The 25,478-nt window shown below is 62.3% G+C and carries 23 protein-coding genes and 1 tRNA gene; 11 read left to right on the top strand and 13 right to left on the bottom strand.

The features are described from left to right. Positions 1–8: 8 nt before the first annotated feature. Both BJN45_RS13980 and BJN45_RS13975 read right to left on the bottom strand, forming a co-directional pair. Positions 9–641: a glutathione S-transferase family protein gene (locus tag BJN45_RS13980; RefSeq protein ID WP_076096288.1), complete on the bottom strand. Its 633-nt coding sequence runs from the start codon at positions 639–641 to the stop codon at positions 9–11. After that, positions 638–961, bottom strand: a complete 324-nt coding sequence (locus BJN45_RS13975; protein ID WP_076096286.1) for a thiosulfate sulfurtransferase GlpE — start codon at positions 959–961, stop codon at positions 638–640. Before BJN45_RS13975 ends, BJN45_RS13980 begins: the two co-directional genes overlap by 4 nt. A gap of 170 nt (positions 962–1,131) precedes the next feature. Between BJN45_RS13975 and BJN45_RS17900 the strand changes: the two genes are divergently transcribed. Both BJN45_RS17900 and pbpC read left to right on the top strand, forming a co-directional pair. Next, on the top strand, positions 1,132–1,701 hold the full coding sequence (locus BJN45_RS17900) for a DUF1415 domain-containing protein (protein ID WP_076096741.1): 570 nt from the start codon (positions 1,132–1,134) through the stop codon (positions 1,699–1,701). Positions 1,702–1,751: 50 nt separating this feature from the next. Continuing rightward, positions 1,752–3,884, top strand: a complete 2,133-nt coding sequence (gene pbpC, locus BJN45_RS13965; protein WP_240494582.1) for a penicillin-binding protein 1C — start codon at positions 1,752–1,754, stop codon at positions 3,882–3,884. A gap of 28 nt (positions 3,885–3,912) precedes the next feature. Here pbpC and BJN45_RS13960 read toward each other — a convergent pair whose 3' ends face one another. Next, positions 3,913–4,338, bottom strand: coding sequence for a hypothetical protein (locus BJN45_RS13960; protein ID WP_139326356.1), 426 nt, complete (start codon positions 4,336–4,338; stop codon positions 3,913–3,915). Positions 4,339–4,461: 123 nt separating this feature from the next. On the opposite strand from BJN45_RS13960, the gene BJN45_RS13955 reads away from it, so the two are divergent. Genes BJN45_RS13955 through rarD form a run of 4 tightly spaced genes read left to right on the top strand, consistent with a single transcriptional unit; the run spans position 4,462 to position 8,809 of the window. Next, positions 4,462–5,310 (top strand): PhnD/SsuA/transferrin family substrate-binding protein, encoded by an 849-nt coding sequence (locus BJN45_RS13955; protein WP_076096284.1) that lies wholly within the window; start codon positions 4,462–4,464, stop codon positions 5,308–5,310. Further along, complete coding sequence (locus BJN45_RS13950; protein WP_076096282.1) at positions 5,307–7,196, top strand: ATP-binding protein; 1,890 nt, start codon at positions 5,307–5,309, stop codon at positions 7,194–7,196. The genes BJN45_RS13955 and BJN45_RS13950 overlap by 4 nt, the downstream gene beginning before the upstream one ends. 37 nt (positions 7,197–7,233) lie before the next feature. Then, entirely contained in the window at positions 7,234–7,926 is a 693-nt protein-coding gene (locus BJN45_RS13945) for a DUF599 domain-containing protein (protein ID WP_076096280.1), read from the top strand. 4 nt (positions 7,927–7,930) lie between these two features. Beyond that, positions 7,931–8,809, top strand: a complete 879-nt coding sequence (rarD, locus tag BJN45_RS13940) for an EamA family transporter RarD (RefSeq protein WP_076096278.1) — start codon at positions 7,931–7,933, stop codon at positions 8,807–8,809. Here rarD and BJN45_RS13935 read toward each other — a convergent pair. After that, positions 8,806–9,420, bottom strand: coding sequence for a TetR family transcriptional regulator (locus BJN45_RS13935; protein ID WP_076096275.1), 615 nt, complete (start codon positions 9,418–9,420; stop codon positions 8,806–8,808). The two genes, rarD and BJN45_RS13935, sit on opposite strands and share 4 nt — an antisense overlap. A gap of 134 nt (positions 9,421–9,554) precedes the next feature. On the opposite strand from BJN45_RS13935, the gene BJN45_RS13930 reads away from it, so the two are divergent. From BJN45_RS13930 to BJN45_RS13920, 3 genes are read left to right on the top strand one after another with little or no spacing between them, the layout of a single operon-like run. Next, positions 9,555–10,670 carry an efflux RND transporter periplasmic adaptor subunit gene (locus BJN45_RS13930; RefSeq protein WP_076096273.1) on the top strand — a complete coding sequence of 372 codons (1,116 nt, stop codon included), beginning with the start codon at positions 9,555–9,557 and terminating at the stop codon, positions 10,668–10,670. Positions 10,671–10,679: 9 nt separating this feature from the next. After that, the gene (locus tag BJN45_RS13925) at positions 10,680–13,799 is read left to right on the top strand and encodes an efflux RND transporter permease subunit (RefSeq protein ID WP_076096271.1); all 3,120 of its coding nucleotides are present in this window, start codon (positions 10,680–10,682) and stop codon (positions 13,797–13,799) included. Beyond that, complete coding sequence (locus BJN45_RS13920) at positions 13,796–15,226, top strand: efflux transporter outer membrane subunit (RefSeq protein ID WP_076096269.1); 1,431 nt, start codon at positions 13,796–13,798, stop codon at positions 15,224–15,226. Before BJN45_RS13925 ends, BJN45_RS13920 begins: the two co-directional genes overlap by 4 nt. Before the next feature lie 3 nt (positions 15,227–15,229). Here the strand turns inward: BJN45_RS13920 and BJN45_RS13915 are convergent, their stop codons facing one another. The 4 genes from BJN45_RS13915 to rnr form a co-directional block, all read right to left on the bottom strand. Continuing rightward, entirely contained in the window at positions 15,230–16,132 is a 903-nt protein-coding gene (locus BJN45_RS13915) for a DMT family transporter (RefSeq protein ID WP_240494581.1), read from the bottom strand. 2 nt (positions 16,133–16,134) lie between these two features. Next, positions 16,135–16,866, bottom strand: coding sequence for a 23S rRNA (guanosine(2251)-2'-O)-methyltransferase RlmB (rlmB, locus tag BJN45_RS13910; RefSeq protein WP_076096268.1), 732 nt, complete (start codon positions 16,864–16,866; stop codon positions 16,135–16,137). Positions 16,867–16,932: 66 nt separating this feature from the next. Continuing rightward, a complete protein-coding gene (locus BJN45_RS13905) occupies positions 16,933–17,493 on the bottom strand; it encodes a bacteriohemerythrin (RefSeq protein ID WP_170873099.1) in 561 nt (186 codons plus the stop codon). 122 nt (positions 17,494–17,615) lie between these two features. After that, positions 17,616–19,892, bottom strand: a complete 2,277-nt coding sequence (gene rnr, locus BJN45_RS13900; RefSeq protein WP_076096263.1) for a ribonuclease R — start codon at positions 19,890–19,892, stop codon at positions 17,616–17,618. A 40-nt stretch (positions 19,893–19,932) separates the two neighbouring features. On the opposite strand from rnr, the gene BJN45_RS13895 reads away from it, so the two are divergent. Both BJN45_RS13895 and BJN45_RS13890 read left to right on the top strand, forming a co-directional pair. Further along, a tRNA-Leu gene (locus BJN45_RS13895) sits at positions 19,933–20,017 on the top strand. 184 nt (positions 20,018–20,201) lie between these two features. Beyond that, positions 20,202–20,576 (top strand): hypothetical protein, encoded by a 375-nt coding sequence (locus BJN45_RS13890; protein WP_076096262.1) that lies wholly within the window; start codon positions 20,202–20,204, stop codon positions 20,574–20,576. 48 nt (positions 20,577–20,624) lie between these two features. Here the strand turns inward: BJN45_RS13890 and BJN45_RS13885 are convergent, their stop codons facing one another. The 5 genes from BJN45_RS13885 to hflK are packed head-to-tail and all read right to left on the bottom strand — an operon-like array spanning position 20,625 to position 25,465. Then, on the bottom strand, positions 20,625–21,932 hold the full coding sequence (locus BJN45_RS13885; protein ID WP_076096259.1) for an adenylosuccinate synthase: 1,308 nt from the start codon (positions 21,930–21,932) through the stop codon (positions 20,625–20,627). Positions 21,933–21,935: 3 nt separating this feature from the next. Beyond that, on the bottom strand, positions 21,936–23,090 hold the full coding sequence (locus tag BJN45_RS13880) for an ATP phosphoribosyltransferase regulatory subunit (RefSeq protein ID WP_076096257.1): 1,155 nt from the start codon (positions 23,088–23,090) through the stop codon (positions 21,936–21,938). After that, entirely contained in the window at positions 23,087–23,272 is a 186-nt protein-coding gene (locus BJN45_RS13875; protein ID WP_076096255.1) for a DUF2065 domain-containing protein, read from the bottom strand. The genes BJN45_RS13880 and BJN45_RS13875 overlap by 4 nt, the downstream gene beginning before the upstream one ends. A gap of 10 nt (positions 23,273–23,282) precedes the next feature. Continuing rightward, positions 23,283–24,152 carry a protease modulator HflC gene (gene hflC, locus BJN45_RS13870; protein ID WP_076096253.1) on the bottom strand — a complete coding sequence of 290 codons (870 nt, stop codon included), beginning with the start codon at positions 24,150–24,152 and terminating at the stop codon, positions 23,283–23,285. After that, entirely contained in the window at positions 24,152–25,465 is a 1,314-nt protein-coding gene (hflK, locus tag BJN45_RS13865; protein ID WP_076096251.1) for an FtsH protease activity modulator HflK, read from the bottom strand. Before hflK ends, hflC begins: the two co-directional genes overlap by 1 nt. Between the last annotated feature and the right edge of the window lie 13 nt (positions 25,466–25,478).

Here is a 25,478-nt window from a genome sequence, read left to right as displayed (position 1 = left end):
CCAATCCTTCAGCGCAGCGCCGAGGCGTAGCCCTCTTCGGCCAGCACCTGGCGTACCGCCGGCCGCGTCAGCATGCGCCGGTAGTGGGCGGCGCAATGTTCGGGCAGCGGGATGTCGGTGCGCACTGCCCAGAACTCGACGTAGAACAGCGCTGCGTCGGCAATGCCGAAATCGTCGGCCAGCCAGTTGCGGCCGGCAAGTTCGCGATTGATCAAGGCAAATCCCTGGTCGATGATCTGGCGGCCTTGTGCCTGCACCGATTCATGGTCGCAGGAACTCGGCGCAAAACGCTCGGTCGTGAAAATGCGGGCAAAACCTTGCGTGTGCAGCGTATGGACGATGTAGTTGAGCCAGCCGAGCACGCGCACCTCACCGGCAATGTCGGCCGGCAGCAGCTTGCGCTTCGGGTAGCTACGCGCCAGCCACCAGGCAATCGCCGAAAATTCGGTCAGCGCCGTGCCATCGTCGAGCACCAGCGCCGGAATCGTGCCCTTGGGATTGATCGCCTGATAATCCTTCTTGTACTGGTCACCGGCCAGCAGATTGATGATCCAGGCCTCGAACACCAGACCGCATTCTTCGAGCAGAATATGGATGCCGGTCGAGCACGAACCGGGCGTCATGTAGAACTTCTTGGTCATGCCAGCGCCGCCACCAGCTTTTCGTAACCGCCGTCGACGCTGAACACGCGCTGGAAACGGAAATCGCTGAACATCTGCGCATAGGTCTGGCTGGCGTTACCGTGGTAACAGTAGATCAGCAACGGCTGCTCTTTCGGCAGACGCTTGATCCAGGCCAGCACGCGCTCCTCGGAAAGCTGGGCGGCACCCTCAATGTGGCCCTGGCGGTAACTGACCAGATCGCGCACGTCGAAAATGGTCAGACTGACTTCCTGGCGCAGCAGTTCGACAGCCTGTACGGGAGAAATGCACTGGTAGGGGATACGGTCACTGGCGTTCATGATCGGAACTCGGGTTGGCGGATGCAGCAGCGATGCAAGAGCAATGCCAGCCCGGCATCTGGCCGGAACGCCCTGTTACCGTGGCATCCGCTGGCAAGCCGGTGTTGCATGTACGACATCCGCCAGCCGGCGGGCTAGAATACGGTGCATCTCCGCCAAGGTACCTGCGCATGTATCCGTTGCTCCACCCCTACACCGAATCCGATGCCGAACACATCGTCGCAGACACGCAATCCTGGCTGGAACGCGCAGTCATCGGCTTGAACCTGTGTCCGTTCGCAAAGAGCGTCTTCGTCAAAAAGCAGGTCCGTTACGCGTTGACCGCAGCCAGCACGGCCGACGAACTGCTCGCCGAACTGGACGCCGAATTTGCGCTGCTCGCAGCCACGCCCCCGGCGCAACTCGACACGACGCTGCTGATCCACCCGCGGGCGATGACCAATTTCCTCGACTACCATTTCTTCCTCGCCGAAGCCAACGCGCTGCTGCGCAACCTCGACCTGGAAGGCGTCTTCCAGATCGCCAGCCTGCACCCGCAATACGAATTCGCCGGCTGCGAGCCGGACGACATCGCCAACTTCACCAACCGCTCGCCCTACCCGACGCTGCACCTGCTCCGCGAAAGCAGCATCGACCGTGCGGTGGCCGCCTTCCCCGAGGCCGAATCGATCTTCGAGCGCAACATCGAGACCATGCAGCGCCTTGGTCACGACGGCTGGAAAAAACTCTGGGCCAGCTGATCCGCCGCGTCTTCCTGCTGTTATGCACGCTGCTGGCACCGTTGCCGGCAGTGGCGCTGCCATCGTTCGCTGAGGTCCGCAGCGCCTACCGGCCGTCGGAAGCCACCTTGCTCGCCCGCGACGGCCGGCCGCTGCACAGCCTGCGCGTCGACATGCAGGTCCGCCGGCTGGCGTGGACGCCGCTCGCCGATATCTCGCCGGCACTGCTGCGGGCAGTGATCGCGGCCGAGGACAAGCGCTTCATGGAGCATGGCGGCGTCGACTGGCTGGCCGCCGGCAGTGCCGCCTGGAACAACCTGCGCGGCAGCCGCACGCGTGGCGCCAGCACGCTGACCATGCAACTGGCCGGGCTGATCGAGGAAGACGGACAACGGCGCGGTCAACGCAGCTTTTTTGCCAAAATCGGCCAGTCGACCGCAGCATTGCGCCTCGAACGCAGCTGGAGCAAAGGCCGCATCGTCGAAGCCTATCTCAACCTCGTCGCCTTTCGCGGCGAGTTGCAGGGCGTCGCCGCGATGAGCCGCTCGTTGTTCGGCAAATGGCCGCACGGCCTCGACGACCGCGAATCGGCGATCGCCGCAGTGCTGCTGCGCGCGCCCAACGTGCCGCCGGAAACCGTCGCCCGCCGCGCCTGTTCGCTGCTCACCGAACTGCAGCGGGCCGACGAATGCCGTGGTCTGGAAGCCTTCACCTTCCAGGCGCTCAACAACAACCTGCGCGACCTGCGCCCGGAAGCGCCGCAACTGGCACCGCACCTCGCCCGCAAGCTGCTCGCCGAACCTGGCCGCGACCGGCGCAGCAGTCTCGATGCCGACCTCCAGGCTTTCGCACGCGACGCGCTGCGTCGTCACCTGTCGGCGCTGAGCCGGCAGAACGCCGAGGACGGCGCGGTCCTGGTCATCGACAACGCCAGCGGCGAAATTCTCGCCTGGGTCGGCTCCAGCGGCGATCTCTCCGGCGCCGCCGAGGTCGACGGCGCGACGGCGTTGCGCCAGGCCGGATCGACGCTGAAGCCCTTCCTCTACGCGCAGGCTTTCGAACGGCGCCTGCTGACGCCGGCCTCGCTGATCGACGACGCGCCGCTGTCGCTGGATACCGGCAACGGCCTGTACACGCCACAGAACTACGACCCGGAATATCGTGGCTGGGTCTCCGCCCGGCATGCGCTGGCCGGTTCGCTGAACGTGCCGGCAGTGAAAACGCTGGTCCGCGTCGGCGCCAACGCCTTCCAGGACAGGCTCAAGGCCCACGGTTTCGCCAGCCTGAAGGAAGATGGCGACTGGTACGGCTACAGCCTGGCCCTCGGCTCAGCCGACATCTCGCTGCTGATGCTGGCCAACGCCTACCGGACGCTGGCCAATGGCGGCCGGTGGACGCCGCTGCGCGCCGTGCCGGCCCGTGACGCGACTGTTCCGCCATGCCGCCAGGGCGGCTGCGAGGGCGTTTTCGCCGGCCAGCCGCGTGCGGTCGACACCCCGGCAGCGGCATTTCTCGTTGCCGACATCCTCGCCGACCGCGCCGCCCGCGCCGGCACCTTCGGCCTCGAATCCTGGCTGACGACGCCGTACTGGTCGGCGGTCAAGACCGGCACCAGCAAGGACATGCGCGACAACTGGTGTGCCGGTTTCTCGCGTCGCTACACGGTCGCCGTCTGGGTCGGCAACGCCTCGGGCAGCCCGATGCACGACGTTTCCGGCATCTCCGGCGCGGCGCCGGTGTGGCGTGAAGTGATGGACCGGCTGCAGCGCGCCGGCACTGCCAGCAGCACGGCGCCAACGGCACCGCCGGCGGTTGTCGGACGCGACATCCGTTTCGAACCGGCAGTCGAGGCGGCTCGCCGCGAATGGTTCCTCAAGGGGACCGAAATGGGCGTCATCCGCGCCGCCCGTGCCGACACGCTGGCGCGCATCACCTACCCGACCGACGGCACGGTGATCGCGCTCGACCCGGACATTCCGCCGGACCGCCAGAGAATTCCGCTACGCCTGTCCGCCCCGGCACAACGCGGCTGGCAATGGCAAATCGATGGCAAGGTGCTGGCTCGGGCCAGCAATCCGGCCAGCTGGCTGCCGCAACCAGGGCGCCATCAGCTGAGCCTGCACGACGCACGCGGCAAAATGCTCGACAGCGTCGATTTCGAGATCCGGGCGATGCGCGGCAAAGCCCGTCAGACCTCCAGATAGCGGGCAGATCGCTCCGCCCGCAGGCACATCATTCGAATACGATCGGCGTATCCAGGTCCTCGCAAAAGTCCATCTTGCTGACATCACTGGTCGAACCATCGGCAAACACCGCGCGCACCCATTGTTCGCATTCTTCGTCATTGGCGCTGGAATCCCAGGTCAATTTGACTTTCTTGCCGGGCGAAATGCCCTTGCCGATATCAAAATAGCCCCATGTCTTCTTGTCTTCGGAAACCTGCAGTTTGGTGATGCGGGAATCCGTCTTGTTCTGGACGTAGAAGTAATATTCATCTGCTGCCTGTGCCGGCGCGAAGGCCAGAGAAACCAGAAGTGCCGAGGCGGCAACCAGGAAGCGGCCGGCTGCGTTGAGTGTTGTCATGAAATGCTCCAATAAGTTATCGAGAATGGATCGAGCAGCCTGATATTGCACGAGATACCCGGCAGCATCAATCACATCACATACGCCACGACTGTCATGAAAATAGCAATTTTGCTAAACTCGCAAGCAACAGCCGCAAAGTATGGGTATTGACCAGATCTGGCACCTGACCAACCGGCGTTCTGGAGTATTGCCATAATGACGCTTGATCGGCGTGAATTCCTCAAGCTTGCCACCTTGCTGAGCAGCGGCTACGCCACGCTGGCCGGCGCCTCGGTCACGCCCCTGCGCTTCGGCGTCGTTCCCTATCTGACGGCCCGGCGTCTGGCCACGCTCTATGAACCGGTACGGTTCTTTTTCGAGCGCGAACTGGGCAGGCCCGTTCACTTTTCATCCGCTCCGGACTACGCGGCGCACCTCGAACGCCTGCGCGCCCATCAGTACGACCTGGTCGCCGACTCGCTGCCACTGGCGCGTCTGGCACAACGTGAACTCGGCTATGTGCCGCTGGCACGCACCCGGGCAGCGCTACAGCCGGTACTTGCCATTGCCAGGAACAGCCCGATCGGCAGGCTGGAAGACCTGCGCGGCAAGAGCATCGTGGTTTCCGACCGCATTGCGGCACTCACCGTGGTGGGCCTGCGCTTCCTGCGCGACAACGGACTGCAGCCGAACAAGGACATCAACGTCCAGGTTGCCGGCAGCCATGCCAACGCGATCCAGCGCATTCTCTCCGGCGAGGCTGCTGCCGCGGTGGTTTCACGAACCACGCTGAAGCAGATCGAACCGGCACTGGCATCACAGGTAAAGGTCATGCTCGACCTGCCGCCGGCATTATCAGCCGTGGTTTACACCGCATCGCCGGCACTGGCGGCGCTGAGCAACGGGATTGCAGGAAAGCTGATCGAATTTGCCAATACCGACAGCACCGGCCAGGCCTTCATTGAATCGCTCGGACACCAGGCGCTGCTGCCGGTTGGTCGGGAAATGCTTCAGGTGGACCCGCTGGTGGTCGAGTTCTATCGTCAGTTCAATCTGGCCGAATGAACATCCTCCGGCGCTTTCCCTCGCTGCGCCGTTCGTTTGGTGCGCAACTGGCGGCGCTGGCCATCGTTGCCGTCGTCGCCTCGAACCTGCTGCTGGTATTCGGCATGGGTCTGGCATTCATTCTCGATGCCGAACGCAGTCAGCAGGCGGAAGCGGAATCGTCGGCGCGACTGGTGGCGACCGCCCTCGTAGCCCCGATGCTGGAAGCCGATCATGCCGAAGTCAGGGATGTGGTCCGCGAAACCATCTCGCTCGACGTCATCGGTTTCATCCGCGTCCTGCGCAGCGACGACAGCACGCTGACCGAACTCGGTGAAGCACGAACCGGACGTTGGGCGCCACCGCCACACAAGGCGACAATCTCCTTCGGCAAGAACCATCTGGGTGAAGTCAGTGTGCAGATGGCCTCTTCGCCCTGGGAAAAATCGCTGTCCGGCATGCTGGTGGCGCTGGCCGCGTCGCTGTTGCTGTCGCTGGGACTGGCGCATGTGCTGTTTCGCAGTTTCATCCGCCGCACTGAATCACGCATTGCTGCACTGAAGAAAGCCGCCGAGTCTTTCGGTCACGGCGATACGCAAGCCCGCGCCGGCATCGATGGCGAAGACGAGCTGGCAGACTTCGGCCGTGCCTTCGATCAGGCCATGCAGTCGATCGGCGAAACCCAGGGCAACCTCAAGGAAGCGATGCTGGCCGCCGAAGCTGCAAACATTGCCAAAAGCCGCTTTCTGGCCACCATGAGTCATGAAATCCGGACACCGCTCAATGGCGTCCTCGGCATGGCACAACTGCTGCAGATGTCGGATCTGGGGCGCCAGGAAGACCAGGCTTACGTGCGTACCATTCTCGACTCGGGTAACACCCTGCTGACACTGCTCAACGACATTCTCGACCTGTCGAAGATCGAAGCCGGAAAACTCGATCTCGTTGCCAGCGACTTCTCGCCCGCGCAATTGCTCCAGGAAATCACCGCGTTGCTGGCCGGCAACGCTGCCGGCAAAGGGCTGACGCTGAGCGCAAGCTGGCTCGGGGAAGCGGAGCGCCGCTTCCGGGGCGACGCAACGCGCATCCGGCAGATGCTGAGCAACCTGCTCGGCAACGCCGTGAAATTCACCGACCATGGCCAGATCACCGTCGAAGCCTGCGAACTGCCGCAACAAACCGCCGACGGCCGGGTCCGCCTTCGCTTCAGCGTCCGCGACACCGGCATCGGCATCGCGGAAAACAAGCAGGGGATCCTGTTCCAGCCATTTTCGCAACTCGACTCATCGGATACCCGGCGCTTCGGCGGTACCGGCCTGGGCCTCTCCATCGTCCGCTCACTGGCAGAACGGATGGATGGCTCGGTCGGCGTCGAGAGTACGCCGGGAAAAGGCTCATTGTTCTGGTTCGACATTCTGGTCGAGGCGATGGACGTACAGGGCGCGCAACGCTCGCCCGGCCGGGCGCCCCCGTCTCTCCCACCGCCCGCCGCCAACGAACCGGACCGGCGCATCCTGCTGGTCGAGGACAACCCGACCAATCGTTTCGTCGTCGAAAGACTGCTGCAAAAAGCCGGTTTCAACATCGTCTGCGCCGCTGACGGCCGTCAGGCTGTCGACACCTTCACCGAAGCGGCCGGGCACTTCGACCTGGTCCTGATGGACATGCAGATGCCGGTCATGGACGGGCTGGAGGCAACGCGACTGATCCGTGCATGGGAAAGCAGCCGGCAACCGGCACGACGCACACCGATCATCGCCCTGACCGCCAACGCCTTCGCCGCCGACCGGGAATCCTGCCTGGCCGCCGGCATGGACGACTACCTGCCCAAGCCGATCAACGCAGCGCAACTGATGATCACCACCGAACGCTGGCTCACCGGCGCCCTGGCTACGGATAAACCCTAGGTCTGCCGGCAGTGCTCTTTGTGGCAAACTGGCGTCCATGCATGCCCTGCCCCATCTTGCTGCGGTCGACTGGCTTTCACTGGCGATTTTCTTCGTCTGCTGGGCCGGTTACGCCTGGTTTTCCGAGCACAGCCAGCGCGGTGCCGGCGGCTTGATCCGGACCAGCCAGGCCTATCGACTGGCCTGGGCCAGCCGGATGGTCGAACGCGAAGTCCGGATCACCGACTCGACGCTGATCGGCAACCTGATGAGCAGCGTCTCCTTCTATGCCAACACGACCATCTACATCATCGCCGGCCTGGTCGCCGCCCTCGGTGCCGCTGACCAGTTGCTCGGCATCGCCGCGGACCTGCCGTTTGCCGGGCCGGGTAACCGGGAATTGCTCGAAATCAAGCTGATGCTGGTGCTTGGCAGCTTCGTCTTCGCCTACTTCAAATTCACGTGGTCGCTGCGCCAGTTCAACCTGCTGTCGATCCTCGTCGGCGCAGCGCCAGCCGGAACCGCCGGCACCCCGGAAATCGACGCCTTCATCCGACGTATTGCCGGCACCAACAACCTGGCCGGCGACGACTTCAACCGTGGCATCCGCGCCTATTATTTCGGCCTTGCCGCCGCCGCCTGGCTGCTCCACCCGCTGCTGCTGGCGCTGGTCGCAATCAGCGTGACGGTCGTTCTCTACCGGCGCGACTACCGCTCGCCGGCGCTAGCCATCCTCAACGACGAGCACTGAACGCATGGCTTCCAACCGCCCGCTGGCCGGCATCGGCTTCGGCCTGCTCGCCTATGGCATCTGGGGATTCTTCCCGCTCTACTTCCACCAGTTGTCGCATATCGCGCCAATGGACATCCTGGCCAACCGGGCACTCTGGGCCTGCATTTTCGTCGGCGTGCTGCTTTCGGCCACGCAGCAGTGGGGAAAAGTCCGCGCCATCCTCGGTCGACCGCGACAACTCGCCATGCTGGCGCTGGCGGCACTGCTGGTCGGCAGCAACTGGCTGGTGTTTCTGTGGGCGGTCGCCCATCAGCAGGTGGTCGAATCCAGCCTGGGTTATTTCCTGACGCCACTGGTCAACGTGCTGCTTGGCCTGCTCGTGCTCAAGGAGCGCCTCAACGGCAAGGAATGGCTGGCCATCGCGCTGGCGATAGCCGGACTCGGCAACGAAATCATCAGCCTTGGTGGGCTGCCCTGGGTCTCGTTGTTCCTGGCTGCGACCTTCGGTACCTACGGCCTGGTGCGCAAGCAGATACCGGTCGATGCCTTGTCCGGCCTGTGGCTGGAAACCCTGGTGATGCTGCCGGTGTGTCTGCTCTATGCGCTGTGGCAGGCACAGCAGGGACACACGGTTTTTGTCTTCAGCGAGTGGTCCACCGCAAGCTGGCTGATCGGCGCCGGCATTCTCACGGCGCTGCCACTGATTGCCTTCGCTGCCGCCACCCAGCGCCTCAACCTGGCGACGGTCGGCATGCTGATGTACATCAATCCGACCATGCAGTTCCTGACTGCAGTTTACGTTTTCAACGAACCCCTGGACCTGGGCAAGCTCGTCACCTTTGGATTGATCTGGCTTGGCCTGCTGGTCTTCAGCTGGAGCGCCTGGCAGAAATATCGCTAGCGACGCAGCGCCATGTGGGCGGCGATCATGTCGGGAATCTCCTTCTCCAGGCCGCTGCCCTTGCGACACCCCAGCGTAAGATGCAGCAACCCGCTGGTGAAAGCCCAGGTATCGCGGGCTGCAGCATCCGGGGTCAGGCCCGCGCGCAGGTAACCCTTTTCGGCAGCCAGACGGTACATGCGCTCGATTTTTTCGAGAAACTCCTGCGCCGGGCGACCGACTTCCTGTTCGACACTGGCGAATTCATCAACGTATTCGCAACGCGAGATCATGATCTCGAACACTTCGCGAAAATTCGGGCAGTGCTCAAGTACGCGGAAGAATTCCTTGATCGACCCTTCGATGGCATCCAGCGGATTGACATGCGCCGGATCGTAGAGAATTGCATCGGTACAGCCCAGCATCGGCGCGAAAACAGCGTCGCGCATCGCGAAAAAAACCTCGGCCTTGTCCTCGAAATGCCAATAAACTGCACCACGTGTCACGCCGGCGGCCTTGGCAATCTTGTCCAGCGACGAACGGCTGACGCCACATTCGTGAAACACGCGTCGGGCAGCATCAATGATGTCCTTGCGCGTCTGCTCGGCTTCTTCCTTGGTTTTTCTGACCATTTCTCTCTCCCGGCGTTCTCTGTCTGCATGCGCGGCGGGGAATGTTAATCGAGTCCCCGGGCGGAACGAAGATATTTACATACATTCGTGTTTGTATATAATAGCGCAAACATCCCCGCTGGAGAACCCACCCCATGAATTCCGGAAAACTGTCCCTTATCGCCCTCATGATCGGCAGCCTGACTCTTGCTGCCTGCTCTGACGGTGGCGCGCCCGCAGCCCCCACCATGGGACCGATGCCGGTTACCGTGCTCGAAATGCAGCCGCAAAAAGTACCGACCTCGATTGAAGTCATGGCCCAGACCGAGGGTGCACGTGAAACCGAAGTCCGAGCCCGGGTCGGCGGCATCCTGCTCAAGCGCCTGTATCAGGAAGGCGATGTCGTGAAGGCAGGCCAGCCGCTGTTCCAGATCGACCGTGCCCCGTACGAAATCGCACTAGCCGAAACCCGTGCCCGCGCCGATCAGACTGCCCGCGAAATGAACCGCCTGAAGGGTCTCGCCGAGGCCAAGGCGATCAGCCAGAAAGACTACGACGACGCCGTGTCGGCCAACGCCATGGCCCAGGCCGCACTGCGCCAGGCCGAACTGAACCTGTCCTGGACGACGGTTACCGCGCCGGTTTCCGGCACCAGCGGACGCGCCGTACGCTCGGAAGGCAACCTCGTCTCCGCCGGCAGCGACAGCCTGCTGACCTCGATCTACCAGACCAATCCGATGTGGGTTCGCTTCTCGCTGGGCGAAAGCGACCTGGCCAAGCTTCCGGGCGGTCGCCTCAACGAACAGCAGATCAGCGGTGTCGAACTGGAAATGGCCAACGGCCAGATCTATGGTCAGTCGGGCAAGCTGAATTTCGTCGCATCCAACATCGACACCACGCTCGGGACCCAGGCATTGCGTGCTGAATTCGCCAATCCCGAACAGCAGTTGCTGCCTGGCCAGTTCGTCCGTGTCCGCCTGCTCACCGGCGAACGCGACGGCATCTTCCTGGTACCGCAATCCGCCGTCATCCAGACGGAACAGGGCACCATCGTGATGACCGCCGACGGCGAAAACAAGGTTGCACCGCGACCGGTCAAGGCCGGCGAATGGCGTGGCAAGGACTGGGTCATCCTCAGTGGCCTGCAGGCAGGCGACAAGGTCATCATCGACAACCTGATGAAGCTGCGTCCGGGTGCTCCGGTCGCACCGAATCCGCCGCCGGCTGCAGGTCAGCCGTCCGGCAAGCCGGCCGACGCCGCGCAAAAGTAAGGGGCAAACATGTCCAGATTTTTCATCAACCGACCGATTTTCGCGTCGGTACTCTCCATCGTCATCGTCATCGCCGGTCTGGTCGCCGCGCAGGTACTGCCCATCGCGCAGTATCCGCAGATCGCCCCGCCCACGGTGATGATCAGCGCAACCTATCCGGGCGCTTCGGCCGAAACACTGGCCAAAACCGTTGCCGCGCCGATCGAGGAACAGCTGAACGGGGTCGAGAACCTCGCCTACTTCACCTCGTCCGCCTCGGCCAACGGCAGTGTCAGCATCACCGCAACCTTCAACGTCGGCACTGATGTCGACACCGCCGCGGTCAACGTAAACAACCGCATCAAGGCCGCCGAAGCGCGTCTGCCGGAAGAAGTCCGACGCAATGGCGTGACCGTGCAGAAGCGCTCGAACGACATCCTGCAGGTCATCGCCCTCGATTCGGAGGCGGGAAAGTACAACACCCTGTTCCTGTCCAACTACGCCAGCCTGAACATCGTGGACGAGTTGAAACGGGTGCCTGGTGTTGGCGACGTGACCATTTTCGGCGCTCAGGACTACTCCATGCGCGTCTGGCTGAAGCCTGATCGCATGGCTCAACTCGGGCTGACCACGGCCGACGTATCGAATGCCATCAAGGCGCAGAACGCGCAGAATGCCGCCGGCAAGATCGGCCAGGAACCCGCACCGTCCGAACAGCAACTGGTCTATACGGTAACCGCCAAGGGACGCCTGCTGACGCCGGAGGAGTTCGGCAACATCGTCATTCGTGCTAGCGGCCCGGGTGGCGTGCTGCAGTTGAAGGATATCGCCCGCATCGAACTCGGCGCCTACAGCTATGACCAGCAGGTCACGCTGGATGGCCAGCCGACCATTGCCATGGGCGTTTTCCTGCAGACCGGGGCCAATGCACTGGATGTGGCGAAAAGAGTCACTGCCCGCATGGAGGATCTGAAGCAGAAGTTCCCGGAAGGCATGGGCTATGTCATTCCCTTCGACACTACCCGTTTCGTCTCCGCCTCGATCAACGAAGTGGTCAAGACGCTGATCGAAGCAGCATTGCTGGTCATCGCCGTCGTCTATCTGTTCCTGCAGAGCTGGCGGGCAACGCTGATCCCGATGGTGGCCGTGCCGATCTCGCTGATCGGCACCTTCGCTGGCCTGTGGCTGTTCGGCTTCTCGATCAACACGCTGACGCTGTTCGCGATGGTGCTGGCGATCGGTATCGTCGTCGATGATGCGATCGTCGTGCTGGAGAACGTCGAACGGCTGATGGCGGAAGAAAAACTGTCGCCGAAACAGGCGGCGATCAAGGCCATGCACCAGGTCTCCGGGGCGCTGATCGCGATCGTGCTGGTGCTGTGTGCGGTGTTCATCCCGGTCGCCTTCCTTGGCGGCATCGCCGGCCAGCTGTACAAGCAATTCGCCGTTACCGTGGCCGTGGCCGTCGTCATTTCCGGCATTGTCGCGCTGACGCTGACACCGGCGCTGTGCGCCCTGCTGCTCAAAGCCCAGCACACGGAAAACAAGCTGTTCGCACCGTTCAACCGGATGTTCGACCGCCTGACCAACAGCTACGTCCGCACCGTTGGCTTCACGCTAAAACACGGCATCGTCGGCACCTTGATTTTTGTCCTGGTGATCGGGTTGACCGCACTATTCTTCCGCATCATTCCCGGCAGCTTCGTCCCGTCGGAAGACCAGGGTTACCTGATTTCGGCGCTGATGCTGCCGGATGGCGCAACCTTGAAGCGCACCCAGGCGACCGGCGAAAACATGCGCTCGATGATCAGCCAGGATCCGGCCGTGCGACATACCTTTGTCGTCTCCGGCTTCGACCTGATCGGCGGCGGCAACAAGCCGAACGCCGGCACCATGTTCATTCCGCTGAAGGACTGGTCCGAGCGCGATGCCAAGGCACAGGACCTGGCCGGCAAGTTCATGGGTATCGGCATGATGCAGGCGGACGGCATGGGCCTGGTGTTCAACCCGCCCCCGATCATGGGCCTGGGTAGTGCCGGCGGCTTCGAAGTCTATGTCCAGAATCGCGTGGACGGCGACGCCAAGAAACTGCACGAGGTCGTCCAGAGCTTCATGGGCGAACTGCAGAAACACCCGGAATTCACCCGCATCTCGACCTTCTTCCGCCCGACCGTGCCGCAACTGTTCGTCGAGGTCGACGAACCGAAGGCGCTGGCGCTGGGCATCCCGCTTGCCGACGTCTATTCGACGCTGCAGAGCACGATGGGCGCGCTCTACGTCAATGACTTCAACAAGTCCGGCCGGGTCTACCGCGTCCAGTTGCAGGCCGAAGCCAACTACCGGATGAAGCCGGACGACATCGGCAAGGTCTACGTGAAAAGCACGACCAGCGGCTCGATGATCCCGCTGTCGGCAATCAGTACCGTGAAGAACGTGGTCGGCCCGGAACAGGTCGAGCGCTTCAATGGCTTCGTCGCCGCCAAGGTGATGGGCGATTCGAAACCCGGCATCAGTTCCGGCGACGCCATCCGCATCGTCGAGGAAGTCGCTGCGGCGACGCTCCCCGATGGCTACGGCATCGCCTGGACCGGCCAGGCCTACCAGGAAAAGCAGACCTCCGGCTCGTCGCTGCAGGCCTTCGCCTTCGCCATCGTCATGGTCTTCCTGATCCTCGCCGCCCAGTACGAGAAGTGGTCGCTGCCGGTCGCCGTGGTGATGGCCGTTCCCTTCGCGCTGATGGGTGCGCTGACGGCCATCTGGCTGCGCGGCATGCCCAACGACATCTACTTCCAGATCGGTCTGGTGGTTCTGATCGGTCTGGCGTCGAAGAACGCCATCCTGATCGTCGAGTTTGCCGCCCAGAAATACGCCGAAGGCATGAGCGTCACGGAAGCGGCGCTGGCCGCCGCCCGCCTGCGTCTGCGCCCGATCATCATGACCTCGCTGGCCTTCGTGCTCGGCGTCTTCCCGCTGGTCAAGGCCACCGGTGCCGGCGCCGCCGCCCGGCAGTCGATGGGTACCGGCGTGTTCGGCGGGATGATCGCGGCCACCTTCATCGCCACCATTTTCGTCCCGCTCTTCTTCAAATGGCTGGAGCGCGGCAAACAAATCGATCCGACGCAACTTGACGTCGAGGAGGACAAGGCATGAGTTTCGCCCATTCATCGCACCGGCTTTTCCGGCTGAGCCCGCTGGCATTCGCCATCCTGCTGTCCGGCTGCGCCGTCGGCCCTGACTACCTGCGCCCGGCCAACTGGCTACCATCGGCTTTCCGCGAAGCGCCAACGGCCGAAGCTCGGGCCGAGAATCCTGCGGTAGACAACCGCTGGTGGGCTCTTTTCAACGACAGCACGCTGAACGCACTGATCGATCAGGCACTGCTCGGCAACGCCGACCTGCGTACCGCCATCGCCCGCGTCGAACAGGCCGATGCCGCCGCCCGCGAAGCCGGCGCATCGTTGTTCCCGAACATCAACGGCCAGGCCAATGGCAGCAATACGCATCTCAGCGAGAAAACCGCCACCTGGTCGCCCAGCTCACCGGAAATCCTGCGCGCCCGCAGCGCCGCCTTCAGCCTGTCGTACGAGCTTGATGTCTGGGGCCGCGTCCGCCGCAGCAACGAAGCCGCCCGCGCCAGCCTGCTCGCCAGCCGCTACTCGCGCGACGCCATCCGGCTGTCGGTATCCGGTCTGGTCGCCAGCAATTACCTGAGCCTGCGTGCGCTCGACGCCCAACTGGCGGTCACCGCCGAATCGCTGAAGAGCCGCGAGGAAAGTGCCCGACTGGTGAAGACCCGTGTCGACGCCGGCCTCGTCTCGCCGCTCGACCAGTACCAGGCCGATGGCGCACTGGCCGCGCTGAAAGCCCAGCAGGCCGACCTGCGCCGCGCCCGGGCGCTGGCCGAACACCAGATTGCGCTGCTCACCGGCAAGCCGGACCTGCAGATCGCCGCTGGCGACCTGCGCCAGCTGCCGCTGCCGCCGCTGCCACCGGCCGGCCTGCCGGCCAACCTGATCGAAGCCCGGCCCGACGTGCGCGAAGCCGAGCAGCGACTGGTTGCCGCCAACGCCAACATCGGTGTCGCCAAGGCCGCCTACTACCCGCAATTCTCGCTGACCGGCAGCGTCGGCAGCGAAAGCAAGGCACTTTCCGATCTGTTCAGCGGCGGCGCCGGTACCTGGTCGATGGGTCTCGGGCTGCTCATGCCCATTCTCGATTTCGGCCGCACTACGGCGCGCGTCGACCAGGCCAAGGCACTCAACGAGCAATCGCTGATCGCCTGGCAGAAATCGCTGGAAACCGCCTACAAGGAAGTGCGCGATGCGCTGGTCAACCTGCGCGAGAACGGCGAGGCCGAAACGGCACAGAACCAGCGGGTGGATAACGCGCAGAAGGCGCTCGACCTGGCCAAACTGCGTTACGACGCCGGTTACTCCGGTTTCCTCGAAGTACTCGACGCCCAGCGCAGTGCCAACGAGGCCCTGCTGGCCATGATCAGCACCCGGCAGGCCCGTCTGGCGGCCTCCGTCGAACTGTTCAAGGCGCTGGGCGGCGGCTGGCAGGCTGCGGAATCCTGAGACTCAGACGGACCCGGCAGCGGCAACGCCGCTTGCCGGGCGCCGGCGCAGTGCCAGCCCCTCGTTGAACACCAGCGCCAGCAGCACCAGCGAACCACCGAGCAAGACACTGGCGGACGGCTGCTCGTTCGCCCACAGCCACGCCCAGGCGACGCCGAAAATAACCTCCAGCAGCGCCAGCAGCGCGATCTCTGGCGCCGGCAGAACCCGCGTCAGCGTCACGACCAGAAGACAGGGAATGGCCAGTTGCACGACGCCAAGCAGCGCCAGCAAGCCGAGATCGTGACCCGTCGCCTGCAACGGCCAGGCCAGCGGCAAGGTACAGAGCGCCGACAGCAAGGCCCCGATCAGCACCGCCGGCAGCATGTCCGGCCCGGCTTCAAGTGCCTGCCCGGTTTTCTGCAATAAAGTCCAGTTGACCGCAGCAGCCAGCGGTACGGCGCAAGCGACCAGGGAACCGAGCAGTTGTCCGCCTGCCGGCATGTCGCTGCCGAACATCCAGGCGATCCCCAGACCAGCGACGAAAATCGCCACCCAGGTCCGCAACGGCAATCGCTGACCGAGGAAAAAACGGGAAAACAACGCGGTAACCATCGGCCCGAGCGCCATCGTCACCAGCACCATGGCGACGCTGGTCATCGTGATCGCCAGCATGAAGGCGGTGAACATCACCGCCCAGCACAGACCTGAAATCCAGACGATGCGCGGAGCCCGCAGCAAACCGGACCACAGGCCGGGGCCGCGCAGCACGGTCAGACCAATACCGAGCGCCAGCGCGTTGAAGGCACTGCGCCAGAAATTGACTTCGAAACCGGCTGCGGCTTCGAGGTGACGCGCGACCACGCCGGCAATGCTCCACAGAAGCGTTACCAGTACCATCAGCGCGACGGCACGGCGATGCGTCAAGCTCAGCTCCGCCGGCGACGTGCCTCGAACAGGCAAACGCCTGCTGCCACCGAGACATTCAGGCTTTCGACGCTGCCGTGCATGGGAATGCTGACCAACTGGTCGCAAGTCTCACGGGTCAGCCGGCGCATGCCTTCGCCCTCGGCGCCCATGACCCAGGCAGTGGCTTGCGGCCATTCGGCGGCGTAGAGATCCTTGTCGGCCTCGCCGGCGGTGCCGACCACCCAGATTTCGCGCTCCTTCAACTCACGCAGCGTCCGCGCCAGGTTGGTGACCATCACGTAAGGCACCGTTTCGGCCGCGCCACAGGCCGTCTTGACGGCGACATCGTTGAGTCCGGCGGCCTTGTCCTTGGGCGCGATCACCGCATGGACGCCGGCCGCGTCGGCCACACGCAGGCAGGCGCCCAGATTGCGCGGATCGGTGACGCCGTCGAGGACAAGCAGGAAAGCCGGTTCTTCCAGCGTATCCAGCACGTCATCGAGATGCGCCAGCTTGCGCGCGCCTTCGATGCGCGCGACCACGCCCTGGTGACGTCCGCCGCCGGCCAGATCGTCGAGGCGCTTGCTGTCGGCGAAAATCAGCTTCACCCCCTGCAGTTCGGCGTGCTTCAGCAATTCGCGGGCACGGGCATCCTGGCGATCGGCATCGACCAGGATCTCCTTGAGCGATTCCGGATCCTGGCGAAGCTTGGCGGTGATGGCATGAAAACCATAGATCAGACGCGATGACATAGGAAAACCCCGGATGTAAGGAGGCGAATTCTACCGCGCCGCGCCCCGACGGCGCGCAGCAAAACCTCAGGCAAGCCTGGATTCGAGCCGGGCTCCGTCTTCGCTGTTCAACCAGCGCACCAGCATCAGGTCATGCAGACCGATGTGATTTTCGATCCAGCGCGCCAGCAGATCGTCGAGCTCGCGAATGCGCTCGACCGTGTGCTCGGTATCGAGACGGGAAACGATTTCCTGGACCTTCTGGGCAATGGCGGCATGGTCTTCGACATGGGCTTCGCACAGGTCATGGTCGGTCAGCAGCATCATCGAGTCGCGCATGATGCGCTCCTCGGTGGAGAAATGATCAAGGATGAAGGAAAACAAATCACCCAGCATGCCGACAAGGTCACGCTCGCAAACCGCCTGGCGCGTTGTCGGGCAGGTAAGGCAATCAGAAAACCGTGCCGGGTCCAGGCAAATGCTGCGCACGTTGCGCATCACCGAGAGCAACAGCCGATGTTCGTCATCGATTAGCGCATTTCCGGTATCCAGCGCTGGCGGCAGATCAGCCAGCGTTGCCCGATAGCTCCCGACTTCCCCTGCGCCTGCTGACTCGGTCACCACCGGGCCGTGCCCTTCGTGCTTCATCCCGCCCTCTTGCCACATCACTCAAACGTTCATTCTATCGCTTTAGTCATAAGCAAACTCACTTCACATACCGTAAAGCCGAGTACCGGACGGGATTTTTGCGCCACTGCAACAGCTGCCTCCTACGGTCGACGCTTCGCTGCGGGCTTTTTCCTCTCCGCCGTGCGACTTGCCGGCTTGGCCGCTGACTTGCCGCCGCCCCCCCGTTTTGGCACAGCAACATCCTCGCGCACCAAGACGAAGTCGATCTTGTTCGACTCCAGATCAGCCCGGACCAGCTTGACGCGGACCCGGTCGCCGAGACGGAAACGCTCGCCGGTCCGTTCGCCCAGCATCTGATGCTTGATGTTGTCGAACTGGAAATAGTCCTGGCCAAGCTCGGAAACGTGCACCAGTCCCTCGACATAAACCTGGTCCAGCGCGACGAAAATACCGAAGGCGGTCACAGCGGAAATGGTGCCGTCGAAAACTTCGCCGATGCGCTCCTTCATGAAGAAGGTCTTCAGCCAGTTCTCGACATCGCGGGTCGCCTCGTCGGCACGCCGCTCGGTTGCCGAACACTGCAGGCCGATATCGTCCCACTCCCGCGTCGGCACGTACTTCTCGCCGGCCAGCACAGCCTTGATCGCACGATGCACCAGCAAATCGGGATAACGCCGGATCGGCGAGGTGAAGTGTGTGTAATGCTCGTAGGCCAGCCCGAAGTGACCAACATTGTCCGGGCTATACATGGCCTGGCGCAGCGAGCGCAACATGACGGTCTGCAGCAGCTGGAAATCCGGCCGCGGCTTGATCTTCTCGAGCAGGATGGCGTAGTCCTTGGCCCGCGGATCCTCGCCGCCACCGAGCGCCATGCCGAACTCACCGAGGAAGGCACGCAGGTTCCTCAGTTTCTCTTCCGACGGTGCCGCGTGGATGCGATACAGGCAGGTCTGCTTGTGCTCGGCGAGGAAATCGGATGCGCAGACGTTGGCTGCCAGCATGCATTCCTCGATGATCCGGTGCGCATCGTTACGCACCACCGGCACGATGTTCTCGATCTTGCCCTGTTCGTTGAACAGCATCTGCGTTTCGGTGGTCTCGAAATCGATCGCACCGCGCTGACCGCGCGCCTTGTGCAGGGCAGCGTACAACTTGTAGAGATTCTGTACATGCGGCAGAACATTGCGGTCAACGTCGGTTTCCGGCACTTTTTCACCGGACAGCCACGACCAGACCTTGTTGTAGGTCAGTCGTGCATGCGAGCGGAAAACCGCCGGATAGAAGCGATATTTGCCGATCTTGCCGGCGGCGCTGATCGACATGTCGCAAACCATCGCCAGGCGTTCGACATCGGGATTCAGCGAACAGATGCCGTTGGACAGCTTTTCCGGCAGCATCGGGATGACCCGGCGCGGAAAATACACCGAGTTGCCGCGCTCCAGCGCTTCCTTGTCGAGCGCCATGCCTGGCTTCACGTAGTGCGAAACATCGGCAATCGCCACCACCAGTCGCCAGCCACGCCCCTGCTTTTCGCAGAACACCGCGTCGTCGAAATCGCGCGCCGTCTCGCCGTCGATCGTGACCAGCGGCAATTCGCGCAGGTCCTCACGCCCCTTGTGGTCAAGTTTGCGCACCTTGTCCGGCATCGCCTTGTTTTCATCGAGTGCCGCCTTCGAGAATTCGAAAGGCAAGTCGTGCTTGCGCAGCGCAATCTCGATCTCCATGCCCGGATCGGCGTAGTTGCCCAGCACCTCGATGATGCGGCCGATCGGCTGCGAGAACTTGCTCGGCTGCTCGATGATCTCGACCATCACCACCTGTCCGGACTCAGCCTTCAGCTTGCCCTTCTTTTCCGGCGGCACCAAGATGTCCTGCGAAATCCGCTTGTTTTCCGGGGCGACAATGACCACCCCGTGCTCGACGAATACCCGACCGACCAGCCGGGTATTCACCCGCTCGATCACCTCGACGATGCTGCCCTCCGGCCGCCCTTTGCGGTCAAGGCCGATAAGCCGGACCAGCGCCCGGTCACCATGCAGGACCTTGCCCATCTGGCGTTGATCGAGAAAGATGTCGGCACTGCCGTCATCCGGGACCAGGAAACCATAGCCGTCCTGATGCCCCTGGATGCGGCCCGGCGTCAGACTAGCGCGCTCAGGCAGAATGTAGTCACCCTTGCGATTGCGCAGCAACTGGCCTTCACGCTCCATCGCTCCCAACCGGCGCTGGAACATTTCACGCTCGCTATCGGCAATATCCAGCAACTCGACCAGGTTGGCAAAGGTCAGCGGCCGCCCTTCGTCAGTCAGAATCTGCGAAACATACTCGCGGGAAGGCAGGGGAAACTCGTAGCGCTTGGTCTCGCGCTCAAAAAACGGATCAGCACGACGGATCTTCGACAACTTTTTTCTTGACATCAGTTCTTCTTTCTCTATAATGGCGGCTCTTCGCACCTGTGCCCAGGTGGCGGAATTGGTAGACGCACTAGTTTCAGGTACTAGCGCTGCAAGGCGTGGGGGTTCGAGTCCCTTCCTGGGCACCAGCGATTTTGATAAAGGTCTTGCTTTGGCAAGGCCTTTTTTCATTTGCGGCGCCGTACGTCAATAGGCCAGATTGTCTCACAGCAATAACCTCCCCGGTCTTAACAATTGCTAACACTTGCTTGCAGCAGTGCTTCCGGCAACTGGCTATCCTGAACTCGCAACAACACACCTGCGAGGTTCATCATGAAAAACATCACCAATGCCCTGCTCGTCACAACACTGAGCATTGGTCTGGTCGGCTATGCCAATGCCGGGCCCGACCATCGCCACTGGCGCGACGATCACCGTCCGCGACATGTCCAGAAACACCACCACTACCATGCCCCGCCGCGGATCGAAAGGCGGCACCGGCATCACTGGGCGGCACCGGCGGCCGTTCTCACGCTGGGCGGTCTGGCCATCGGGGCGTCAATCTACCACAGCCCGCCGCCTGCGGTAATCTACAACACGGCACCACCGCCACCGTCCGGCAACTGGTATTACTGCCGTTCGTCCGGACAGTACTATCCCTATACCAATGCCTGCCCTGAAGGCTGGCAAGCGGTTTCACCGCGCTAGCGAAAACGGGCCCCGAGGGCCCGTTGAACACACGACGTCCAGCAGACCTTACTTGAAGGGATGCTGACGAAGGATGGTTTCGTCGCGTTCCGGGCCGGTCGAGATGATGGCAATCGGCACCTCGCACAACGCTTCCAGACGATTCAGATAAGCCTGGGCATTGACCGGCAGATCCTCCCAGCGCTTGACGCGGAAGGTCGTCCCTTCCCAGCCCGGCATGGTTTCGTAGATCGGTTCGCAGCGTGCAACATCGTCAGCACCAACCGGCAGCAGATCGACGACCTTGCCATCCAGTCGGTAACCGGTGCAGATCAGGATTTCCTTCAGACCATCAAGGACATCAAGCTTGGTGATGCACAGGCCGGTAAGGCCGTTGATACGCGCCGAGCGACGCAGCAGCGCGGCATCGAACCAGCCACAACGGCGCTTGCGCCCGGTGACCGTGCCAAACTCCTTGCCGACGCTGAACATCTGGTGCCCCGGCGTGCCTTCGGTATCGATATCCAGTTCGCTCGGGAACGGACCACCGCCAACACGCGTGCAGTAGGCCTTGGTAATGCCCAGCACGTAATGCAGCATGCCCGGACCGACACCAGCGCCGGCAGCCGCCTGACCGGAAACGCAGTTCGACGAGGTGACGAAGGGGTAGGTACCGTGGTCGATATCGAGCAGGGTACCCTGGGCGCCCTCGAACAGCATGTTCTGGCCAGCCTTGTTGGCTTCGTACAGTGCGGCCGAAACATCGACAACCATCGGCCGGATCACTTCGGCATCAGCCATCGCCTGGTCGTACACAGTCTGGAAATCGACTGCCGGCGCCTTGAAGTATTGCGTCAGCACGAAGTTGTGATACTCCAGCACTTCCTTGAGCTTTTCGGCGAAACGTTCCGGATGGAACAGATCGTAGACGCGCAGGCCGCGGCGGGAAACCTTGTCCTCGTAGGTCGGCCCGATACCCTTGCCGGTCGTGCCGATCTTCTTGTCACCGGCCTTCGCGGCTTCGCGCGCCTGGTCGATGGCCGAATGGTACGGCAGGATCAACGGGCATCCCGGGCTGATCTTCAGACGCGAGCGGACATCAATGCCGCCCTTCTCGAGTTCGGCGATTTCGGAAATCAGGTGATGGATGTCCAGCACGACACCGTTGCCAATGTAGCAATCAACGCCGGCACGAACGATACCGGACGGCACCAGGTTGAGCTTGTACACCTGCTCGCCGACGACCAGCGTATGCCCGGCATTGTGACCGCCCTGAAAGCGGACGACACCCTGCGCATGATCGGTCAGCCAGTCGACAATCTTCCCTTTCCCTTCGTCGCCCCACTGGGTCCCCACGACGATGACATTCTTGGCCATTTCTTAATCCTCTTGTATTGCTTCAATAATCCAGTGTCCGCCGACCTGCACCAGCTTGCGATCGCAGAACGGCCCTTCGCAGGCCGTCTCACCCGGCAGCAGCTCGACAACGACTTCGCCCCGCTCGCGCAAGGCGGCGATATGCGCTGCCAGTTCCTTGTCGGTACCAGCATAGGGAGCAAGTATTCCAGACAGCAGCCTGGTTGCCGGGGCAAGTTGCGCAACTTCGCGCAGATCCATCGAAAACCCCGTCGCCGGTCGCGCCCGACCGAAAGCCTTGCCGGCACCATCGTAGCGCCCGCCCAGCGCGATTGCCGCCGGGTAACCGGGACAATAGGCGGCAAAAACGATGCCATTGTGATAGTGGTAACCGCGCAAATCCGCCAGGTCAATCGAAAACGGCAGTTCCGGTGCAGATGAAATCAGATGGCGCAGCTGCTCCAGCGCCGCAGTCACCTCCGGCAATCCAGGCAACGCTGCTACCGCCTTCTCCAATACCTCCGGGCCGCCATAAAGCGTCGGCAGCGAGAGCAGTGCTTCGCGATACGGCGAAGGCAAGTCGACGGTCGACTCGGCCAGACCGGGCACATCCTTGTCGCGCAGCAGAGCAAGCAGTTCAGCCTCGGCTTCTGCCGGCAGGCCAGCGGCTGCAACGAGTGCGCGAAAAATGCCGACATGACCAAGATCAATGCGTGCCAGCGGCAGCTTGATGCGCTCGAAAGCCGTCGCCATCAGGCGAACGATTTCAAGATCCCCCTCGACGCCGGCATAACCATAGAGCTCCGCGCCAACCTGAACCTGCTCGCGACCAGCCGAAACATTGGCCGGCAGCGTATGCAGCACGTTACCGCAATAGCACAGACGGGTAACGCCCTGATGGTTGAGCAGGTGGGCATCGATGCGGGCCGCCTGAGGGGTCATGTCGGCGCGCACGCCCATGGTTCGCCCGGACAGCTGATCAACAAGTTTGAAGGTACGCAGGTTCAGATCCTGACCGGCGCCGGTCAGCAGCGATTCAAGATATTCCAGCAGCGGCGGCATGACGTATTCGAAGCCACGACCACGAAAGTGGTCGAGCAGCGTGCGCCGCAGGGTTTCAATGCGTGCCGCCTCGGGCGGCAGGGCATCGGCAATGTATTCGGGAAGCAACCAGTTCATGAGAGGAAAATCAGCAGTATGAGACCAATCAGCATCGAGGTCAGTCCGATGAAACGGATCTGACCATCCGACAACTGGATCAGGCGACGAAAGGTTTCACGCCAGGCGGCAGGCGCAATGAACGGCATTGCGCCTTCGAGCACCAGCATCAGCGCAAACGCCAGCAGTAGGGTCGAAGTCATCGGCAGCAGGTCAGCGACCGATGTTCTTCATGTACTTGAAGAAATCAGAACTCGGTTCCACCACCAGCACGTCGCTCTTGTTGGCGAAGCTCGTGCGGTAGGCTTCCAGGCTGCGATAGAAGGCGTAGAACTCAGGACTTCTGCCGAATGCTTCCGCGTAGGTCGCAGCCGCCTTGGCATCGCCTTCACCCTTGATTTTCTGGGCATCGCGATAAGCTTCGGCAACGATGACTTCACGCTGGCGATCTGCATCGGCGCGAATCTTTTCCGCCTCGGCGGCACCTTCGGAACGCAGTTCGTTGGCCACACGCTTGCGTTCAGCTTCCATCCGGCTGTAGACCGCACCGCTGACTTCGTCCGGCAGTTCGACACGCTTCAGCCGCACGTCAACGATCTGGACACCGATACGACGGGCGTCGATATCTGCCTTCTCGCGCATCTGCTCCATGATCTTGTCGCGCTCGCCGGAGATGACATCATGCACCAGACGCTTGCCGAATTCTTCGCGCAGGCCAGCGTTTACCGTCTGGCTCAGACGGGTGCGGGCGCGCATTTCATCGCCGCCAACCGAGATGTAATAAAGGTTGGGATCAACGATGCGCCACTTGATGTAGGAATCGACCAGAACGTTCTTTTTTTCGGAGGTGATGAAACGCTCCGGATCCGCGCTGTCCAGCGTCAGGATGCGGCGATCGAAAAAGCGCACATTCTGGATCATCGGTATCTTGAAATTCAAGCCAGGCTCGATGATCGTACGCTTGACTTCACCCAACTGGAAAACCAGGGCGTACTGACGCTGATCCACGGTAAAGATGGACATTGACAGCACAACCAGAACCAGAGCGGCAATACCGCCCAATACATTGAGACGCGAACTCATCAGCGAGCCTCCCGATCACGCGAACCGAGCGAACCGGCACTCGTGTTGGCATTAAAGTTTTTGCCACCGACCGCCGGCGAACGCTCGGATTGCGGCGGAACCTCTCCGGCGAACGTTGCCGTCTGGCGCGTTGCGGCTGCTCCCTGCGTTGCGCCGTCAATCAGCCCCTGCGGCGCCACGGCAGCCCCTGCTGCGGCATTCATCAGCTTGTCGAGCGGCAGATAGAGCAGATTACCCTGTCCCTTGGCATCGATCATGACCTTGGTGGTGTTGGCGTAAATCTGCTGCATGGTTTCCAGATACATGCGCTGACGGGTCACTTCCGGCGCCTTCGCATACTCGGTGTAAACCTGGCGGAAGCGCGATGCATCCCCTTCAGCCGAAGAGATGACACGCTGCTTGTAGCCTTCGGCCTCTTCCATCAGGCGGGCCGCCGTACCACGGGCGCGTGGAATGACGTCATTGGCGTAAGCCTGACCCTCGTTCTTCTGACGCTCGCGGTCCTGACCGGCCTTCACGGCATCGTCAAAGGCAGACTGCACCTGCTCCGGCGGCTGTGCATTCTGCATCGTCACCTTGGAGATCAATATCCCGCCCTGATAGCGGTCCATGATGGCCTGCATCAACTGTGCCGCATCGCTGGCAATCTGTTCGCGACCTTCATAGAGCACGAAATCCATCTTGCTCTTGCCGACGATCTCGCGCACCGCGGTTTCGGCGGCCCCGACAACAGCTTCATCCGGATGGCGATTGTTGAACAGATATTCGACCGGATCCTTGAGTATGTATTGAACGGCAAACTGGATGTTCACGATGTTTTCGTCATCGGTCAGCATCAGTGCTTCCTTCAGCACCTTGTTGCGCTCGGTCCCGCGATAGCCGATTTCGACGGTGCGCACGCCGGTCAGATTGACCAGTTCGTGCGACTGGATCGGATACGGAAGGCGCCAGCGCAAGCCCGGCTCGGTCGTTTCGGTGAGCTTGCCGAACTGAAGGACAACGCCACGCTGCGAGGCATCGACGATATAGAAGCCTGAAGCCAGCCAGACAACGGCAACCAGGCCGGCCAGAATACCCAGGCCACCACTGAGAAATTTCGGATTGAAGTCGACCGGCGGCATGCGCGGACCATCGCCGCCATTGTTGCCACCGCCGCCGCCCTTCTTGCCCATCATGCCGGTCAGCTTGCGATTGAAATCGCGCCAGAGCTCTTCAAGATCAGGGGGCCCGTCGTTCGGGCGACGCGGCCCGTTATTGCTTGGCTTGTCGTCATCGCCACCGCGATTGCCCCACTGCGGGTCGTTGATCGACATGAGAATACCTAGG

This window comes from Azonexus hydrophilus (assembly GCF_001956855.1).
Taxonomy (GTDB): domain Bacteria; phylum Pseudomonadota; class Gammaproteobacteria; order Burkholderiales; family Rhodocyclaceae; genus Azonexus; species Azonexus hydrophilus_A.
This window is presented reverse-complemented; position numbering and strand designations above follow the sequence as displayed.

Bases quoted from the DNA above. Each gene is read 5' to 3' on its own strand.
- rnr (WP_076096263.1), bottom strand. From the start codon at position 19,892: ATGTCAAGAAAAAAGTTGTCGAAGATCCGTCGTGCTGATCCGTTTTTT.
- rarD (WP_076096278.1), top strand. From the start codon at position 7,931: ATGGCTTCCAACCGCCCGCTGGCCGGCATCGGCTTCGGCCTGCTCGCC.
- BJN45_RS13890 (WP_076096262.1), top strand. From the start codon at position 20,202: ATGAAAAACATCACCAATGCCCTGCTCGTCACAACACTGAGCATTGGT.
- BJN45_RS13955 (WP_076096284.1), top strand. From the start codon at position 4,462: ATGACGCTTGATCGGCGTGAATTCCTCAAGCTTGCCACCTTGCTGAGC.
- BJN45_RS13950 (WP_076096282.1), top strand. From the start codon at position 5,307: ATGAACATCCTCCGGCGCTTTCCCTCGCTGCGCCGTTCGTTTGGTGCG.
- BJN45_RS13905 (WP_170873099.1), bottom strand. From the start codon at position 17,493: ATGAAGCACGAAGGGCACGGCCCGGTGGTGACCGAGTCAGCAGGCGCA.
- hflK (WP_076096251.1), bottom strand. From the start codon at position 25,465: ATGTCGATCAACGACCCGCAGTGGGGCAATCGCGGTGGCGATGACGAC.
- BJN45_RS13875 (WP_076096255.1), bottom strand. From the start codon at position 23,272: ATGACTTCGACCCTACTGCTGGCGTTTGCGCTGATGCTGGTGCTCGAA.
- BJN45_RS13885 (WP_076096259.1), bottom strand. From the start codon at position 21,932: ATGGCCAAGAATGTCATCGTCGTGGGGACCCAGTGGGGCGACGAAGGG.
- BJN45_RS13945 (WP_076096280.1), top strand. From the start codon at position 7,234: ATGCATGCCCTGCCCCATCTTGCTGCGGTCGACTGGCTTTCACTGGCG.
- hflC (WP_076096253.1), bottom strand. From the start codon at position 24,152: ATGAGTTCGCGTCTCAATGTATTGGGCGGTATTGCCGCTCTGGTTCTG.
- BJN45_RS13880 (WP_076096257.1), bottom strand. From the start codon at position 23,090: ATGAACTGGTTGCTTCCCGAATACATTGCCGATGCCCTGCCGCCCGAG.
- BJN45_RS13925 (WP_076096271.1), top strand. From the start codon at position 10,680: ATGTCCAGATTTTTCATCAACCGACCGATTTTCGCGTCGGTACTCTCC.
- BJN45_RS17900 (WP_076096741.1), top strand. From the start codon at position 1,132: ATGTATCCGTTGCTCCACCCCTACACCGAATCCGATGCCGAACACATC.
- rlmB (WP_076096268.1), bottom strand. From the start codon at position 16,866: ATGTCATCGCGTCTGATCTATGGTTTTCATGCCATCACCGCCAAGCTT.
- BJN45_RS13980 (WP_076096288.1), bottom strand. From the start codon at position 641: ATGACCAAGAAGTTCTACATGACGCCCGGTTCGTGCTCGACCGGCATC.
- BJN45_RS13975 (WP_076096286.1), bottom strand. From the start codon at position 961: ATGAACGCCAGTGACCGTATCCCCTACCAGTGCATTTCTCCCGTACAG.
- BJN45_RS13930 (WP_076096273.1), top strand. From the start codon at position 9,555: ATGAATTCCGGAAAACTGTCCCTTATCGCCCTCATGATCGGCAGCCTG.
- BJN45_RS13935 (WP_076096275.1), bottom strand. From the start codon at position 9,420: ATGGTCAGAAAAACCAAGGAAGAAGCCGAGCAGACGCGCAAGGACATC.
- BJN45_RS13920 (WP_076096269.1), top strand. From the start codon at position 13,796: ATGAGTTTCGCCCATTCATCGCACCGGCTTTTCCGGCTGAGCCCGCTG.